This window comes from Caldicellulosiruptor naganoensis, assembly GCF_026914285.1.
GTDB classification, from domain to species: Bacteria; Bacillota; Thermoanaerobacteria; order Caldicellulosiruptorales; family Caldicellulosiruptoraceae; genus Caldicellulosiruptor; species Caldicellulosiruptor naganoensis.
Window position 1 is genome coordinate 1,432,673 of the sequence record NZ_CP113864.1, and the last position, 16,715, is coordinate 1,449,387.

The following is a 16,715-nucleotide window of genomic DNA, read 5'->3' on the forward strand; positions in this document are numbered from 1 at the left end:
GTGGTACAATATAACAAACTATCTTCAAGGAGTTGCCATATGTTTGTCAAAATTACTAATGCTGGCGGTTATCAGTATGTTAGGTTAGTCGAAAATTACCGTGAAAATGGTAAAGTAAAGCAAAGAGTACTATTTAACTTTGGTAGACTTGATATTCTCAAAGATGACCCCGCTTTTAAAAACATTGTAAAAAAACTATCTGATATTGTCGCTGAAACAACTACTGAGAATGCAAAAGCTGTTACTATTGAATCTGAAGAAGATATTTCGGATGCAGTTGTAAAAAACTGGGGATACATTGTATACAGAAAGTTATGGCAGGAGCTTGAAATTGATAAGTTTTTAAAAGGGAAAGCAGCAAAAGAGAGAAAGATAAAATTTGATGTAGACAAAGTAAGTTTTTTAATGACCATACAGAGATTGATAGAGCCAATGAGCAAACTAAGAACTTATCATCAGAGAAGCAAATATTTTGGATTTGAAGAGGATATAGATTTGAATCAATTGTACAGGTGTTTAGATTTTCTTGACAGTGTAAAAGAAGATTTAGAGACATACCTGTATCAGAGAAATAAAGACTTATTTAAGATGGTAGTTGATGTAGTGTTTTATGATGTGACGACAATATACTTTGAGAGTTGTAGAGCGGATGAACTTAAAAATTTTGGGTTTAGCAAAGACAACAAGGTAAATGAAGTGCAAGTTGTATTAGGGCTTTTGGTGGACAAAGAAGGCAGACCGATAGGGTATGAACTTTTTCCTGGTAATACGATAGATAGCAAGACGATGGTAAAGATACTGAGGAAGCTGAAGGAAAAATTTAGTATAGATAAGATAATAATAGTAGCAGACAAAGGGCTTAACAGCAGAATAAATTTAAAGATGATAAAAGAAGCTGGGTACGACTATATAGTAGCAAGCAGATTAAAGAATGCAAGTAAAGAAATTTTAGATGAAGTTTTTAATGAAGAAGGATATAAAAGACTTGATGGCAAAAGATGTTTGAATGCTGAAGAAATTTATGGTGATGAATTCAAATATAAGGTATTGGAAAGAACAAATATTGTCAAGGATGAAGAGGGTAAAGAGTTCAAAATAGAAGAGAATTTGATAATAACGTATTCAAGCAAGAGAGCCAAGAAAGACAAAGAAGACAGAGAGAGATTGGTAAGAAAAGCCAAAGAGCTTTTAGAGAACAAAGGAAGCATAACAGCCTTAGAAAAGAAAGGTGCAAGGAAATATTTGAAGAAGAAATCAAAATCAGAAGAATATGTATTGGATGAGGAAGCGATAAAACGAGATGAGAAATTTGACGGTTATTATGCAATTCAAACGAGCAAAAAGGATATGGATGTAGAAGAGGTTTTAGGAGCATATCACGATTTATGGAAGATAGAACAGTCATTCAGAGTAATGAAAAGCTGTTTAGAAGTGCGACCGATATATCACTTTACAGAAAGCAGAATAAAAGGACATTTTGTGATATGTTTTTTGGCATTTTTACTGCAAAGGACATTGGAATATATTTTGAGGAGAAAAGGTAAAGGAATAAGTAGTGAAAGGATAATGGAAGCAATATATTCAATGAACTTTTTTGAAATAGAGATAAAAGGGAAGAAATATTTGATAAAGCAAAGAATTGAGGGAGGAGCTGGAGATATACTGAATGTAATAAAGATAAAGGGTCCAAAAAACTTCATGACATATGAGGAAGGCTTAGAATTTATTGGTATTAGCAAATGATGTAGTGACAAAATTGAGGTCCATATTTTGTCAATCCCAGTCCTCCCAAGCTTTTTGAGCTTCAAACTGACAAAGTCAAGATTATTTAGGAATCTGAAAGAACTGGCGTGAGAATACAGACGTTTGTCTCTTTATCTTTTCAGAAAATATGGCATTAAAATAAGCGAAAACACAATAAAGTCAGTTCTTAAAAGAAATGCTGTTACCTGGGAAAAACAAGAAAGACAAAAAAGGGTGAAAGAAGTTTATATGATTATGAAGCTCTCATTCCATTTTCTGAGTTTCAACTTGATACAAAGCATCTTTTAGACAAAGACAGCCTTCCTGAAGAAGTATACGAACATATGAAAAAACACAATTTACCTTGCTATGAGTGGAACATGATAGATATTGCAACAAGAGCAAGATTTACAGCTTACTCCTATGAAATTTCATCTGCTTTTGGCTTCATGTTTGTATCTTTGGTTGCTTTATGGTTAAGAACACATAATGTAAGAAATCCAATAAAAACCCGATTGGACAATGGAGAAGAATTTTGCGGAGGAAGTGAAAGAAAGCTAAAGGAGTGGAATAAGATGTTTTCTATTTTAGGAGTAGAACTAAATCCTATTCCACCAAGAGCAAAACATCTTATGGGGGTAATTGAAAATTCACATCGAGCAGATGACGAATATTTGGCAATAGATTCATGCTGAGAGATGTAAAAACAAAGAAGAATTTGTTCAGAGAGCTCAAAGGTGGCAGGATACGTGGAACTTTTTTAGACCTCATAATTGTAAAGGAATGAATGGGAGGACACCATTTGAAAAGTTCATAAATTCGAAATCTTTGGCCTCCTCCCACGTTTTTCAGTTTCCTACGTTACTTCTTGAGGACATTCTGAAGAAAGTAGGTACTTTCTATTCTCTGTTCTGTAATAAATTAGGTGGTAAATATGTCTTCACCAAGTGCCTTTCTGTGTAAAAACGCAAAAAGGGTGTGACTAAGACCTTCATTGTTTCCAGAAAGTAGGACTTAGTCACACCCTTCTTCTTTTCTATACAACCTTTTTATCTTTAGCCAAGTAAAAGAATAAGTTCTCGTACAATCTTTGCTGCAAGAAGAGATGTTCTATCTGAAATATCATAATAAGGAGAAACTTCTACAATATCTGCACCTATAATATCAAGGTCCTTCATTTTTAAGATTATTTCCAAAAACTGAGAAGAGGTAAGTCCTCCTGGTTCAGGGGTTCCGGTGCCAGGTGCAAATGCCGGGTCAACAACGTCAATGTCAATTGATAAATATATTTTTTTGTTTTGTAGTTTCGGAAGAACTTCAAAGAGCTTTTCCATTTCGTAAATGAAAAATATATTGCTGTTTTCTTTTGCAAACAAAATTTCATCTTCTGAACCAGATCTTATACCAAATTGGTATAGATTTTTAAACTCGATTACTTCACCAGCCCTTCTCATAACTGTTGCATGAGAAAGTTTCTCGCCCATATAGTCGTCTCTCATATCAGCATGAGCGTCAAAGTGTAAAACAACAAGTTCATCATACATCTCCTTTGCTGCTTTTATGAGAGGAAAACTTATAAGATGCTCCCCACCCAAGAAAATAGGAATTTTATCATCTTGAAATACTTTTTTACCAAACTCGAATATTATGTCGATGCACTTATCTACATTTCCAAAAGGGAGTTCTAAATCTCCCATATCGCAAAAAACTTTATTAAAGAGGTTTTTGTTCTGATATACTGAATATTCTTCAAGTCCACTTGATACTTCTCTTATTTTGCTCGGTCCAAAACGTGAACCAGGTTTGAAACTTACTGTAAAGTCCAAAGGTATTCCAGCAAGTACAACTTTACTGTTCAGATAATCTTCAGATGAGCACAGGAAAGAGTTCTTATACAGCTTAAAGTTCATCCATTTCCCCTCTACTCAATGATTTTTTGAACAAACGTAGGTAGCGCAAAAAGTGCTTTGTGAAGCTCAGGATTATAATACTTTGTGTCGATTTTCTTGATCTTTGAAATATCTACCTCAAGCGGGTCGTATTTTTTAGAACCCATTGTAAAACTCCAAAGTCCGCTCGGATATGTTGGAATAAAACCAAGATATAGCCTTGCTATTGGAAAGATTGATTTTATTGAGTGAAATACGTTTCTTATTAAATCTTGATCATAAAAAGGAGACTCTGTTTGCGCAACGAAAAGTCCATCCTCTTTGAGGCATTCATACACTGCTTGGTAAAAGTTGCTCTCAAATAATCCCACAGCTGGACCAACAGGGTCGGTTGAGTCAACTATTATAACATCAAACATATTTTTATTTTCTGATACAAATTTTATTCCATCTGTGATTATAACCTCTGCTCTCTTGTCATCAAGTGCACAGCTTATCTCAGGAAGATATTTTTTACTTGCTTCAATTACTTCTTCATCAATCTCTACCAAATATGCTTTTTCTACCTCTTCATGCTTTAATATTTCTCTTATAACTCCGCCGTCTCCACCACCAATAACCGCAACCTTTTTGGGATTGGGATGAGTAAATAGAGGAACATGAGCTATCAGTTCATGATAACAAAATTCATCAGCAATTGTTGTCTGGACAGCTCCGTCCAAGACAAGCATCTTGCCAAATTGCTTTGTTTCAAGTATCGCCAGATCTTGATATTTCGTTTTGGCTGTGTAAATAGTCTTTGTTATTTTGCATGTAAACCCTAAATCTGGAGTTTGTTGCTCAATAAACCACAATTCCATCTCAGCCAATTTTTTTAACCTCCTCACTTTAAACTTTAAACAACAGTGAATATATTACAATATCCTTTTCAAGAATTCAAGTTATTAATTTTTTCTTCCAAGTTCATCGATATATTTTAACATTTTATTCTTTTCAATGACTTGGGAAAATGATATATATTCAGAAGCAAAGTTTAATGCCGTTACAATAAATAAAGTCACCCAAACCAAAACACTGTTAGTATTCACACTATAAATGTCGCTTACGATTAAGAAAAATATATAGCCTATCACATTTGAACCTGCATCGCCCAGCATATATATCTCTTTAATATCACCAATAAAAACAGGTATTAATAAAATTAAAAGCGAAATGTAAAAAGGAACCCAACTGATAAAAATTCCAAGGAGTGCCAAGAAGATAAATAGAGCTTTTATACACCTGCCTGGTCGCAAATCAAAGAGATTAAACAAGTTAATACAGAGTGCCCCAAAAACGGTATATAAAAGAGATCTAAAAATATCCTGGGTTATATAAACACTCCCAATCAAAAGTACAATAGGAATTAATGTCATCTTTATAAGTCCAGTTGAAACCTCACTGTCTTTCAAAAGCCTTTTGAAATGTCCTCTGAACCCTTTGCTTTTGTCATCACCAAATATATCATCAATAAAACCTACTATTGAGATTGACAAAAAACTCAGAAAAACCACTAAATAATTTGTTTTTTTAACATTGACGTACTCTAAAAAAGTGAAAAAGGCTAATACAGTTCCAAGTACAATGCCTATGCAACATGGAATCTTTTTACCTTTATAATTTTGTTTGAGTAGCTTGTTTTTCTTTTTCAAATATTTGGTTGAAATACACAGTAACAGAATCTCAATTAACATTGACAGAAGAAGCTGAAATATATAAATCTTTTTACAACCTCCATCTCTTAGAAATAAAAACTGCAAATATGTCCTTCAGCTGATGCAATTTATGTAAAAGGTCTTGAATACTTTTCCCCTTCTCGTCATGAGTAAAGTCAAATGGGACTTCTATAATCTCATAACCTCTTTTTAGAAAGTCAATTAACATTGAAACCTCTACACCGTAGCCCTTAGGAATATTTTCAATCTTTTCAATTGCAGAAAACGGAATTATTCTTTGCCCACTCAGAGGATGCTCTATTGTTTTACCAGTATAAAATTTTACAACATACTTGGCAAAAGCTTTTACAACTCCAAAGCCTCTTTTTTTAACATTTATAGGATATCCTATAATAATAGCATCACGGTCCAGAGTTATATTGTTTAAGAACTTTTCAATACTCTTTTTATCGACTCTTAAATCACTGTCTAATAGCACTACTGTATCGTATTTTTCTTTTTTCAAACTCTCAAACGCAGTTTTCAAAGCCGCACCTTTTCCTTTGTTTTCACAATGCCTTAATAACATACACTTATCATTTGAAAGCCTTATTTTTTCCTTAGAACCATCGTCAACTACAATTATTCTGGCTATAAAAGAAAAACCGGATAAAATTTCTATCAAGTTGTAGAAAGATACAGGAGGATTATAAGCAGGAATTATCACAGCCACTTTCAAAACTTTTCTTCCTCTCTTTTTTTAGATCAAAATCTTCATTGTGATATCAAGGTGGCATTTTGATATTTTTCAAACTCAATAAGTAAGCTTGTCTTTCTTTTTTCTAAAGCTTTTTTAGCATCCTCAATACTTAGAAAATTTGAAGGAATTATAGAAGTTGCTTCTTTTTTAGTGCCATAATTTCCGCTATTTCCTCTGATTAACTCAATTAAAGATATTTTACCACTAATTTCGTCAACATTGTCAACTGTACTTAACCCCATATTTTTGTAATATTCACAATAATTTACTTCACTATACGATTGCTGGACTCCTATCACGTTTAAATTGTTTATGTTATTGAAAGATTCAATTATCTTCCTGTCAAGTTTATCAAAGTTGTCAGCTTGACGAGTATTACCACCAGCTAAGATAATAGTATCTGATATTCCTGACGAAAGTATATTCACTTCTATAAATCTCTTTTCAATAAGATCTGTTACCAAATTGCTTTTTATATCAAAGACAGAATATATGACAATGCCTTCTATAGCTTTATCAGGAAATTTATATCCACTATAATCAACTGAATTCTCTCTTTCGATGTTTAAAAATGAACTTTTTATTCTTATAATTTTATTTATTTTAACCCCGCTTTTTCTCAAAAAATCTATTAAATCGTTGTACGAATAATCTGTAGAAGTAATTACAATAGTCACAGATGAATCAATTTTTCCCATTTTAAGATAGGCATTTACAAGCGCATTATTTATCTTGCCTTGCTGAACAATCTGGTTTTTGTATTCATCAATCTCTTTTAAGAGTCTGTCATTTTCTCTCTTCAAAGCTACCAGATTTTTGTCGATTATATTTAGCTGCTGTTGAAACTGTTTTTGAACGAACTTCTCGCTATTTAGCGAAAAGCCTATTATAATTCCCACACCTAAAGTTACAAATATAGAAGCAATAGTTATTATAAAGTATCTTACTCCTATTCCGTTCATCTCATCTTACCTCAAGATTACTCTTAGTTTTAACTGAATCAAATAGAAAAAATATTGAAAAGGTGGAGTGACCATTAAAATTGCCAATATAGGAATCAAAGCAGAAAGTAACAAAATCCCTATATATTTAAGACTTACCTTTTCTGTGTAGAGTTTTGACACACCCCTCGCATCTACAAGTTTTGACCCAATTTTTAGCCTTACTAAAAATGTGCTTGACATACCTTTACGACCCTTTTCCAAAAAATCAAGCATACTGCTATGTGAACCAACTGAGACTATCAGCTCAGCACCTTTTTCATAAGCCAAAAGCAAAGCTACATCCTCACTTGTTCCAGGACATGCAATAACTTTAGCGTTAAGTCCCAAAGTTTTGATGCGTTCCAAACCTGGTGCATACCCGTTTGGATATGAGTGTACAATAATCTCATCGCACCTAAGAAGACTTTCCTCTGAGACACTGTCCATATCCCCAATTATTATGTGAGGTTTGATCCTCTCCTCAAGAAGTGCATCTGCTGCTCCATCAACTGCTATTATTACTGGTTTTACTTCCATGATATAGTTTTTTATAGCTTTTATATCTTTCTTAAAACTGCTACCTCTTGTAACAACAAGAACATGCCTCCCGGCAATTTTAGTCTGGATTTCAGGCATTTCAAATTGTCCCAATATAAAACTTTTTTCTTTTTTCGCGTACTCTAAGGTGTTCTCTATAAAGTCTTCTAATAAGTTCTCCATTTCTTTAAAACTTTTTTGGTAATAACGTTCAAACTCCTCTTTTCTTAAGTACTTCGCCTGACATAAATACCTACCGTTGATATATATTTCATCTTCTTTGATTTCTAACAGATCTCCTTCTTTGATTTGGTTGAAGATGTCTTCGCCTAAGTCGTCGATAATTGTCACATCATGAGAAAGAAGAATCTTTGCTCCCAGCGCAGGAAATCTTCCTGTAAAAGATTTTGCACAATTTACTACTATTTTTACCTTCTTTTCTAAGAGTGAATAAGCAGCGACCTCATCAATATCCTCATGCAATATCACCGGTATATCATCTGGTTTGAGACGCTTAACCAAATTTTTGGTCTTTCTATCAATCTTAACCTTCCCTTTTATCATTATTTATCACTCTTATTTTTCTGAAGTTTTGGATTAACAATCTCACGCCATGAGAGGTCTCCTCTGTCCAGTGCCTTTATTAAAAGTTCTGCTGTTGCTATATTTGTTGCAAGTGGAATATTGTGCACATCACAAAGCCTCAAAAGAGCATTTACATCTGGTTCATGTGGCTGTGCTGTCAATGGATCTCTTAAAAATATAACCATATCTATTTGGTTGTATGCAATCAAAGAACCTATTTGCTGATCACCACCAAGTGGTCCCGGCAAAAATCTATGAACTTCAAGTCCAGTTGCTTCTTGAATTAGTCTTCCTGTTGTACCTGTTGCATACAGTGTATGTTTTGATAGTATGAATTTGTACGCTATGGCAAACTGAACCATAAGCTCTTTCTTTTTGTCATGCGCAATAAGTGCTATATTCATCCTCTTCACCTCAAAACATAGTTTTTATGTTTTCTCTATAGATGTTTTGGACTATCCCAAGTGATGCCATGGAGGTTATCATTGAACTTCCCCCATAGCTAATAAACGGCAATGGAATTCCTGTTACAGGCATAATAGCAAGTGTAATAGCAATATTTACAAACATCTGAAAACCAAACATCCCCGCAATTCCTGCCACAATATATGAACCCATTTTGTCCTTACAGTTAGAGGCTATCTTGATTAAATTTACAATCAACAAGGTGTAAAGTACTATTATCACCACACATCCAACAAATCCTAATTCTTCGCCTGCTACGCCAAATATAAAATCTGATTCCTTGACAGGTAGGTAGTCTAACCTATTTATCGTACCCATAAAAAGTCCTTTTCCAAATAATCTACCAGATCCTATTGCAATTTTTGAATATATGACTTGCCAACCTTTACCTAACGGATCAAGCTCTGGATTGAATAAAATTCGTACTCTGTCTTTTTGATAATCAAGAAGTATAAACTCCCATGCAATAGGAATAAATGCAGCAAAAATCCCAATTGCAATATAGAAGTATCGAAGACTTAAACCTGCTACAAATAGAATTGTTACAATTATTGCAACAAAGACCGAAGCTGTTCCTAAGTCAGGTTGTTTTAGAACAAATACTATTGGTATGATAGCAAAAAACAACACTTTCGCAAGATTTTTAAACACATTTATATTTTCTTGCATTGAAACAGCTTTTGCAAAAAATATCACCATTAGAAGTTTAGAAATTTCAGAAGGCTGAAACGACAAAGGTCCAATCTTAATCCATCTTTGACCACCTAAAATACTTATTCCATTTATATCAACATAAAGAAGAAGTCCTACCATTATCAAATAAATAATAACATAAAAGTTTGTCAAAATTCTATAGTCAATTATCGAAAAGATAAAAAACAGAATAAGCCCTAAGCAAAACCAAATAAATTGAGATACCACCAGTTTATATTTACCTGTGTCAAGTACATGTGTTGCACTTGCAATTAGAACAAAACCTATAACACAAAGACCAATCATCAGTACAATGAGAAAAACATTATACCTTTTCTTCAGATATTCTTCATTCTGAACGATCATTTAGTCTTCAGCCTCGTTACTTATTATTTCTGATTTCTTCACAGATTTTATGGGAATATTTGCAACTAGAGCAGGTACAAACTCACCCTTTTGCTCAGAAGGAGTTCTTGTTATTTGAATTTCAAGTAATTTGTCGTCAATTACTATATACTTTTGTATAGCCTTTAATATTTCACTTTTAATAAGCTCCAATAGTTCAGGTGAGACATTTGCCCTATCATGAATCAAGACAAGCTTTAGTCTTTCTTTTGCAATATCTTTTGAAGACTGCTTGTTAAAAAATTTATTAAAAAACTCAAACATTCATAATTCCTCCTATGAGTTATTTAAGCCAAAAAATCTCTTTAATCTCTCAAACCACCCTAAATTTTCTTCACTACTTACAATAGGAATGTTCTCACCAAGTATCCTACGAGCTATATTCCTATATTCTTGTGCTGCTCTTGATTTTTCATCTGTCACAATCGGTTCACCTTTATTAGTAGAGATGATAATCTTCTCATCATCTGGAATAATCCCCAAAAGGTCAATTGACAATATCTCCAATATGTCATCTATATCCATCATGTCACCACGTTTCACCATGTCAAACCTAATGCGGTTAATTATAAGCTTTGGATTATGTAGCTCATAAGCTTCTAATAGCCCAATTATTCTATCAGCATCTCTGACAGCTGAAACCTCAGGTGTTGTCACAACAATTGCCTTATCAGCTCCAGCAATTGCATTTTTGAAACCTTGCTCAATTCCAGCTGGACAGTCGATTAAAATAAAATCAAAATCTTTCTTTAGCTCATCACAAAGACTTTTCATCTGCTCGGGTTTTACAGCAGTCTTGTCCTTTGATTGAGCAGCTGGTAAAAGATAAAGCCCTTCAAACCTTTTGTCTTTAACCAAAGCTTGTTTAGGTTTGCATCGTCCCTCAACGACGTCAACTATGTCAAAGACTATTCGATTTTCTAATCCCATCACAACATCAAGATTTCTAAGACCGATGTCTGCATCAATCAACAGAACCTTTTTCCCCAGGATACTTAGGTATGTTCCCACATTTGCGGTGGTTGTTGTTTTACCAACTCCACCTTTACCAGACGTAATGACATATACCTCTCCCATTCTTCAAAACTCTCCTTTTTGTTAATTGTTATCAAAATTGACTTACAGGCTTTATTACAATTGTATCATCCTCAATGTACGCAACCTCAGGTACCCTTTCTTGGTCTTGATTTTCCTCATCAGGTGCCCGGGCTATTATGTTTGCAATTCTAATCTGAACAGGATTCATCTCAAGCGCAAACACAACTGCGCCTTTGTTACCTGATGCTCCAGCATGTGCAACACCTCTTAAAGCTCCTAATATGATAATGTTGTTTGCTGATATAACCTCTGCCCCTGGATTGACATCCCCAATCACTATTACGTCCGTGTCTGATTTTACAACCTGCCCCGAACGCAAAGTTCCTTTGAAAATTTTTGTATCTTTAGAACCTTCTAGAATTGATATCTTCTTCTCATCTGTTTCATTCGACGTGGGTACAAGGTGGTGAAAACTAATCTCGTCCCATGGAAATATTATATCATGTACTCCTCCGAATGTCTTCATGATATCTATCAATTTTTGCAGTTCATAACTATTTAGCCTTCTTCCTATAAATTGAATGGGAATTTCATATCCTGAAAAGAAGTTCTTACCGTTAATAACCTTCTGCTTAAAATGGTCGCAAATAACGTCAAAATCGCAGTTACTATCCAAAATCACAGCTATTCCTTTTCCAAAACCTTTTAACACAACCGGGTCACTCAAAGCCACTTCCCCCTTTTTTTAATGCGAGGTACTGTCTTGTGGATTTTGTAAGTTGAAATAACTGTCTATTATATCTCTTGCAACGTATGCAGCGTATGAACCATGTCCACCATTTTCCAACACAATAGCAAAGGCAATCTGCGGATCATCGTAGGGTGCAAAGCCAACAAACCAACCATGTGCATCTGAAGAGTTAGAATACTGCGAAGTACCTGTCTTTCCTGCAACAGTAAAAGGCAAATCTTTAAACGCTTGTCTTGCCGTACCTCCTTCTTCACTTGTGACACTCTTCATCCCTTCAAATACTGCTCGTTTTGTAGCAAGCGACATATTGACCCTGCTCAAAACCTTTGGCTTTGACTTGTAAATAACTTTCCCCTTTGCATCAACAATTTTATCTATTAGATTTACCTGATACCTTGTTCCACCGTTTGCAACAGTTGCAATAAAACTTGCCATCTGAATGGGAGTAAATGCATTAATTGACTGACCAATTGCAGCCAAAACTGTGTCACCAGGATACCATGGTTGGTTGAATATCTTTTTCTTGTTTTCCTCATTTGCAAAAATCCCATTAGACTCCCCATCAAGTTGGATATTTGTTTTGCCGCCCAGTCCAAACAAATTAGCATACCTGTCAATCCTATCAATTCCAAGTCTTCTACCAGTTTCATAAAAAAACACATTGCATGAAACCTTCAACGCATCAACAACATCAACCCATCCATGTGTTCTACGATATCTATTCCATAGCCAACATGCCGGCATGAAACCGGATTTTGCATAGTACATGTATCGGCCTGTATCCAGTATCTTTTCGGTGGGTTTTATAACACCTTCCTGCAAGCCTGCTATTGCAGTTAAAATCTTAAAGGTTGAACCGGGTGGATAAACACCTGCAATAGCTCTGTTAAACATTGGTCTGTTAGGATCATTTATTAGTTTATTCCACTCGTTTATTGTGATTCCTTTTATAAATATATTTGGGTCATAAGAAGGATAGCTTGTAAGCGCAAGAACATTTCCTGTTTTTACATCAATCACAACAGCTGCTCCGGCTGTTGCCTTTGGAAACCTTTCACCAAATTCTCCGTTTCTTATTTTTTCTAATACCTTTTTGAGCGAGTTATAAGCAACCCGTTGTAATTTACTATCGATTGTAAGATATACATTTGCTCCTTTTACAGGCTCTTTTTCAACTCTGATATTATTTATCCTTCCAAACTTATCAACCTCGATAAGTTGTATTCCATCTTTGCCACGTAGATATTTTTCATATCTTTTTTCTATTCCCTCAACTCCAATTATACTATCTGCCGAATACCCTTTGTCTTTCAATTCTTCATACTGTTGCTGTGTGATTCTACCAACTCTTCCTACAACAAATGCGTTGTATACTGCATCCTTGTATGTTCTCACTGCCTTTGCTTCTATGTTTACAAAAGAAAATTCCTTTCTCCTTTCTTCTATTTCAGCAATTGTTTTCATTGAAATATCCACTGCTATTGTAACAGGTTGGTACATTTGGTAATAATTATAAAATAGCATATCTTCAACTGCCATAACTTGAATGGCTAAGTTCAAATCAAGATTGTTAGGGATGTAAAATCTTTTTTTAAGTAGATTAAATGCTTGCTCAGCAGAGTAACTTAACGGGATATTTCTGTCCTTTTTCCATTGCTGCTCAACTTTTTTAGCAAGTTTTTTGTCTCTTATACCAAAGTCAAACCTTATAGGGTTTATGCCAATCTTGAACTGATTTAATATCTTATCATTGTTCTTGTTTAAAATCTTGACAATTTCAATTATCTTCTTTGTAAACTCCTTCTTATCCTTTTCTGTCCGGAGTTGTTGAGTTTTCAATATCTGCAAAACATAGGCAGGTCTGTTGTCAGCAAGAGGCCTTCCTTTTCTATCGAAGATTATCCCTCGAGGAGCTTCTAAGTTTGCTTTTTGCATAATTCTCTTTTCCGAAATCTCGTAATAATAGTCACCTTTTACAATTTGAAGATATGCAAGCCGCATAATAAGGATGAAACTCAAAGTTATAAAAAGTATGTATAAAAAAGTCCATCTATTAAATACATTTTTTTCTCTCAGCTTCTGGATAAGTAATATCTTCATTCTTCTCTCAAACTTCTCCCCTTTTTAAGTTTACGAAGATATTTGCTTTCTCTTGAAATGATAAAGTAAATAAATACTCCAAATATGGAATCTAAGACAAACTGAATTACTGTTGTACTTAGAATCAAAGACACATTAGGCAAGCTTTTGTGGACATAGCTCTCTGTTAAATAACGTAAAAAGTTTAGAGATATTAAAAAGCCAAAAAGATATGTTAAAAATATCTCTATTCTCTCCAAATAAATCTTCTCTTTTAATTGTTTGTTTATAAAGAGAAGCAAAACTATTAAGAAGATATTCATAAAAAGACCGTTAGTAAATAACGAACAAAATACAAAAATTAAAATCATATTTGCAAGCATAGCATCTGCAAATTCAAAAAAAATTATATTACAAATAAGAAGAGGAATATACAGCAATATCGAATTTCCCTTTATATATATAAAATCCTGTAATAACATTTGTAAAAAAACTACACCAATTATATTCGCACAATGCAACATAAACTTGTTTTTAAACAATTTACCTAACACCTACCGAAAAATTAATACCTTTCACTTTTTTCAATACCATAACATACTCTATATTCTCAATGTCTACTGCAGGCTTTATCAGTATGTTCTTCGTAAGTTCAAACTTGTCATTTTTTATCTGAACAATTTTTCCTATAACAATGCCCTTAGGGAATATCTCACCCATCCCAGATGTAATAACAACATCGTTTACCCTCACCTTCGAATCTTTTGAGATATACTTAAGCTCACAAAGCCCTTTCCCCATAAGGTTGAGATTTCCTCTTACAACTCCAATATCCCTTGTTCGAACAACCATTGCAGATGCTGAAAAATCTGCATCCAATAGTGTTTCTACTTTTGCCCAATTTCTACCGTAGTCAACAATGCTACCCACTAATCCTTGATTGTTCACAACTACCATGTTTTTCCTAATACCATCTTTTGACCCCTTGTCTATGATAAAGTAACTAAGCCACGCCTCAGATGACCTTAAAACAACTCGGGCAACTTCATAATCAGAAAGTTCCCCAATCTGATCTTTAAGTCCAAGAAGTTCCTTAAGTTTTTGGTTTTCACTTTTTATTTCTTCAATTGTGACTCTATCTGTCTTTAGCTTTTCAAGCTGTGCTTTTAACCTTTTATTTTCAGCAATAATCTGATTTAAATGCACTACTCCATTCACATATTCTTTTATACTCCTGAGTATTTTTATAACCCTAGAATTAATAGGAATATAGCCATCTTTTATTTTTCTTGAAATTATATTAGAGTCATAATTTTGAACAGATATTATAGTCGCAACAATACTAAATAAAAAAGAAACTATAACAATTATTGTAATAAGAACATTCTTTTTCAAAACATTTCATCCTCCACTATCTTAAGCTCCTATTAATCATGACATTTCGCAATGTTTCCAGCTCTTCCAATGCCTTCCCCGCTCCAAGTGCAACACAGTCAAGAGGTCTTTCTGCTATGTGAACAGGCAAACCTGTCTCTTGCTTAATTAACTTATCAAGTCCTTTCAAAAGTGCTCCTCCACCAGTTAACATTATTCCTCTTTCCATAATATCTGCTGCAAGTTCAGGAGGAGTCTTTTCAAGTGTTTGTTTAATAGCATCAACAATTGCCATAACAGGCTCTCTTAAAGCATCTCTTATCTCAGATGAAGAAACCTTTATTGTTTTTGGAAGACCTGTTATTAGGTCTCTCCCTTTAATTTCATACCATTCCTCTTTTTCAAGGGGATATGCTGAACCAATGTTTATTTTTATTTCTTCTGCTGTTCTATCACCAATCATAAGATTGTATTCTTTCTTTATATAATTTGAAATAGCTTCATCAAACTCATCCCCAGCAATTCTCAAAGATTTGCTGGTCACAATACCGCCAAGTGAGATCACTGCAACCTCAGAGGTCCCACTGCCAATATCAACCACCATACTCCCCGCTGGCTCGTCAATCGGAAGTCCCGCACCAATTGCTGCTGCCATTGGTTCTTCCATTATATAAACCTCTCTTGCACCTGCTTTATATGCTGATTCCTCTACTGCTCTTCTCTCAACCTCAGTAACTCCTGATGGAACACAAATAACCACTCGTGGCTTAAGACCAAACAAAGACTTTTTGTATGCTTTCTCCATAAAGTATTTTAGCATAATTTGGGTTGTGTAAAAATCTGCAATTACTCCATCTTTTAGTGGCCTTATAGCCACAATATTTCCTGGTGTTCTTCCAATCATCTCTTTTGCTTCATTACCAACTGCTAAAATCTTTCCTGTATCCTTTTGAACAGCAACAACAGAAGGCTCGTTTACAACAATTCCCTTACCACGTAAATGAACTAATGTATTTGCTGTACCCAAGTCAATTCCTAAGTCTCTATAAAACGACTTCAATAGCCCCATCATAACTCTCCTTTCATCAAGTCATATCCTAATTTTTGTAGCATGGTATTTAGCTTGTACAGAGGAAGACCAACAACATTATAAAAGCATCCTTCTATCTTTTCAACTATTAAACTTCCAAAACCTTGGATTGCGTACGCACCTGCCTTGTCAAAAGGCTCACCTGTTTGTATATACCTTAATATTTCTTCATCACTCATCTGTTTTATATAAACATAACTTTTTTCAAAGTCAGCTAAAATATGGTTTTTAGAAGCATCAATTACACAAACACCTGTATAAACTGTATGGCGTTTGCCACTTATCTTTTTTAGCATGTAAAAAGCCTGCTTTTCATCTGAAGGCTTGCCAAGAATCGTGCCTTCTATGAAAACAACTGTATCAGCAGAGATTATCAAAGAGTCTTTTGCAGTTTCACCAAGCCTCTTTAAGACCTCTTCACCTTTTTTCTTAGCCAAATTTTTTACATTTTCCTCAGGTGTCAAATCATGAGAAATTACTTCATCTACATTTGAAGGAATTATCTCAAACTTTATTCCAAATTGCTTTAAAAGCTCTATCCGGCGTGGAGAAGAAGATGCAAGTATTACTTTTTTCACTTCTTTATTGAATAACCCCTTTCTTTATGTCATTTTATAGATCTAAAAAAC

At 34.2% G+C, this 16,715-nt stretch carries 17 protein-coding genes and 1 pseudogene; 2 read left to right on the forward strand and 16 right to left on the reverse strand.

The features are described from left to right. The first annotated feature begins 39 nt into the window (after positions 1-39). Both OTJ99_RS07070 and OTJ99_RS07075 read left to right on the forward strand, forming a co-directional pair. Positions 40-1,743, forward strand: coding sequence for an IS1634 family transposase (locus OTJ99_RS07070; protein ID WP_045164709.1), 1,704 nt, complete (start codon positions 40-42; stop codon positions 1,741-1,743). 89 nt (positions 1,744-1,832) lie between these two features. Continuing rightward, positions 1,833-2,706 (forward strand): annotated as a pseudogene (locus OTJ99_RS07075) (IS481 family transposase); the annotation flags it as partial. 92 nt (positions 2,707-2,798) lie between these two features. Here the strand turns inward: OTJ99_RS07075 and speB are convergent. From speB to OTJ99_RS07155, 16 genes are all read right to left on the reverse strand, one after another. Beyond that, entirely contained in the window at positions 2,799-3,653 is an 855-nt protein-coding gene (gene speB, locus OTJ99_RS07080; protein WP_045164708.1) for an agmatinase, read from the reverse strand. Positions 3,654-3,664: 11 nt separating this feature from the next. Next, positions 3,665-4,492 (reverse strand): polyamine aminopropyltransferase, encoded by an 828-nt coding sequence (gene speE, locus OTJ99_RS07085; RefSeq protein WP_045165514.1) that lies wholly within the window; start codon positions 4,490-4,492, stop codon positions 3,665-3,667. A gap of 84 nt (positions 4,493-4,576) precedes the next feature. Beyond that, the gene (locus OTJ99_RS07090; protein ID WP_235374567.1) at positions 4,577-5,431 is read right to left on the reverse strand and encodes a hypothetical protein; all 855 of its coding nucleotides are present in this window, start codon (positions 5,429-5,431) and stop codon (positions 4,577-4,579) included. Next, on the reverse strand, positions 5,397-6,059 hold the full coding sequence (locus tag OTJ99_RS07095) for a glycosyltransferase family 2 protein (RefSeq protein ID WP_235374689.1): 663 nt from the start codon (positions 6,057-6,059) through the stop codon (positions 5,397-5,399). The genes OTJ99_RS07090 and OTJ99_RS07095 overlap by 35 nt, the downstream gene beginning before the upstream one ends. A gap of 41 nt (positions 6,060-6,100) precedes the next feature. Then, the gene (locus OTJ99_RS07100; RefSeq protein WP_045164706.1) at positions 6,101-7,048 is read right to left on the reverse strand and encodes a copper transporter; all 948 of its coding nucleotides are present in this window, start codon (positions 7,046-7,048) and stop codon (positions 6,101-6,103) included. A 6-nt stretch (positions 7,049-7,054) separates the two neighbouring features. After that, a complete protein-coding gene (steA, locus tag OTJ99_RS07105; protein WP_083943489.1) occupies positions 7,055-8,170 on the reverse strand; it encodes a putative cytokinetic ring protein SteA in 1,116 nt (371 codons plus the stop codon). Beyond that, positions 8,170-8,595, reverse strand: coding sequence for a methylglyoxal synthase (mgsA, locus tag OTJ99_RS07110; RefSeq protein ID WP_011917393.1), 426 nt, complete (start codon positions 8,593-8,595; stop codon positions 8,170-8,172). The genes steA and mgsA overlap by 1 nt, the downstream gene beginning before the upstream one ends. A gap of 10 nt (positions 8,596-8,605) precedes the next feature. After that, entirely contained in the window at positions 8,606-9,715 is a 1,110-nt protein-coding gene (gene rodA / locus OTJ99_RS07115) for a rod shape-determining protein RodA (RefSeq protein WP_045164704.1), read from the reverse strand. Next, on the reverse strand, positions 9,716-10,018 hold the full coding sequence (gene minE / locus OTJ99_RS07120; RefSeq protein WP_045164703.1) for a cell division topological specificity factor MinE: 303 nt from the start codon (positions 10,016-10,018) through the stop codon (positions 9,716-9,718). A 12-nt stretch (positions 10,019-10,030) separates the two neighbouring features. Then, positions 10,031-10,831, reverse strand: a complete 801-nt coding sequence (gene minD / locus OTJ99_RS07125; protein WP_045164702.1) for a septum site-determining protein MinD — start codon at positions 10,829-10,831, stop codon at positions 10,031-10,033. 31 nt (positions 10,832-10,862) lie between these two features. Beyond that, the gene (gene minC / locus OTJ99_RS07130; RefSeq protein WP_045164701.1) at positions 10,863-11,519 is read right to left on the reverse strand and encodes a septum site-determining protein MinC; all 657 of its coding nucleotides are present in this window, start codon (positions 11,517-11,519) and stop codon (positions 10,863-10,865) included. A gap of 18 nt (positions 11,520-11,537) precedes the next feature. Continuing rightward, on the reverse strand, positions 11,538-13,643 hold the full coding sequence (gene mrdA, locus OTJ99_RS07135) for a penicillin-binding protein 2 (protein ID WP_045164700.1): 2,106 nt from the start codon (positions 13,641-13,643) through the stop codon (positions 11,538-11,540). Beyond that, complete coding sequence (locus OTJ99_RS07140) at positions 13,640-14,164, reverse strand: hypothetical protein (RefSeq protein WP_045164699.1); 525 nt, start codon at positions 14,162-14,164, stop codon at positions 13,640-13,642. Before OTJ99_RS07140 ends, mrdA begins: the two co-directional genes overlap by 4 nt. A gap of 1 nt (position 14,165) precedes the next feature. Continuing rightward, positions 14,166-15,017: a rod shape-determining protein MreC gene (mreC, locus tag OTJ99_RS07145; protein WP_045164698.1), complete on the reverse strand. Its 852-nt coding sequence runs from the start codon at positions 15,015-15,017 to the stop codon at positions 14,166-14,168. A 16-nt stretch (positions 15,018-15,033) separates the two neighbouring features. Continuing rightward, positions 15,034-16,065 (reverse strand): rod shape-determining protein, encoded by a 1,032-nt coding sequence (locus OTJ99_RS07150; protein ID WP_045164697.1) that lies wholly within the window; start codon positions 16,063-16,065, stop codon positions 15,034-15,036. Continuing rightward, complete coding sequence (locus OTJ99_RS07155; protein ID WP_045164696.1) at positions 16,065-16,664, reverse strand: Maf family protein; 600 nt, start codon at positions 16,662-16,664, stop codon at positions 16,065-16,067. The genes OTJ99_RS07150 and OTJ99_RS07155 overlap by 1 nt, the downstream gene beginning before the upstream one ends. Positions 16,665-16,715 lie beyond the last annotated feature (51 nt).

Coding starts and splice junctions, on each gene's coding strand:
- speB (WP_045164708.1), bottom strand. CDS start 3,653: ATGAACTTTAAGCTGTATAAGAACTCTTTCCTGTGCTCATCTGAAGAT.
- speE (WP_045165514.1), bottom strand. CDS start 4,492: ATGGAATTGTGGTTTATTGAGCAACAAACTCCAGATTTAGGGTTTACA.
- OTJ99_RS07100 (WP_045164706.1), bottom strand. CDS start 7,048: ATGAACGGAATAGGAGTAAGATACTTTATAATAACTATTGCTTCTATA.
- rodA (WP_045164704.1), bottom strand. CDS start 9,715: ATGATCGTTCAGAATGAAGAATATCTGAAGAAAAGGTATAATGTTTTT.
- OTJ99_RS07150 (WP_045164697.1), bottom strand. CDS start 16,065: ATGGGGCTATTGAAGTCGTTTTATAGAGACTTAGGAATTGACTTGGGT.
- minD (WP_045164702.1), bottom strand. CDS start 10,831: ATGGGAGAGGTATATGTCATTACGTCTGGTAAAGGTGGAGTTGGTAAA.
- OTJ99_RS07070 (WP_045164709.1), top strand. CDS start 40: ATGTTTGTCAAAATTACTAATGCTGGCGGTTATCAGTATGTTAGGTTA.
- mrdA (WP_045164700.1), bottom strand. CDS start 13,643: ATGAAGATATTACTTATCCAGAAGCTGAGAGAAAAAAATGTATTTAAT.
- steA (WP_083943489.1), bottom strand. CDS start 8,170: ATGATAAAAGGGAAGGTTAAGATTGATAGAAAGACCAAAAATTTGGTT.
- mgsA (WP_011917393.1), bottom strand. CDS start 8,595: ATGAATATAGCACTTATTGCGCATGACAAAAAGAAAGAGCTTATGGTT.
- minE (WP_045164703.1), bottom strand. CDS start 10,018: ATGTTTGAGTTTTTTAATAAATTTTTTAACAAGCAGTCTTCAAAAGAT.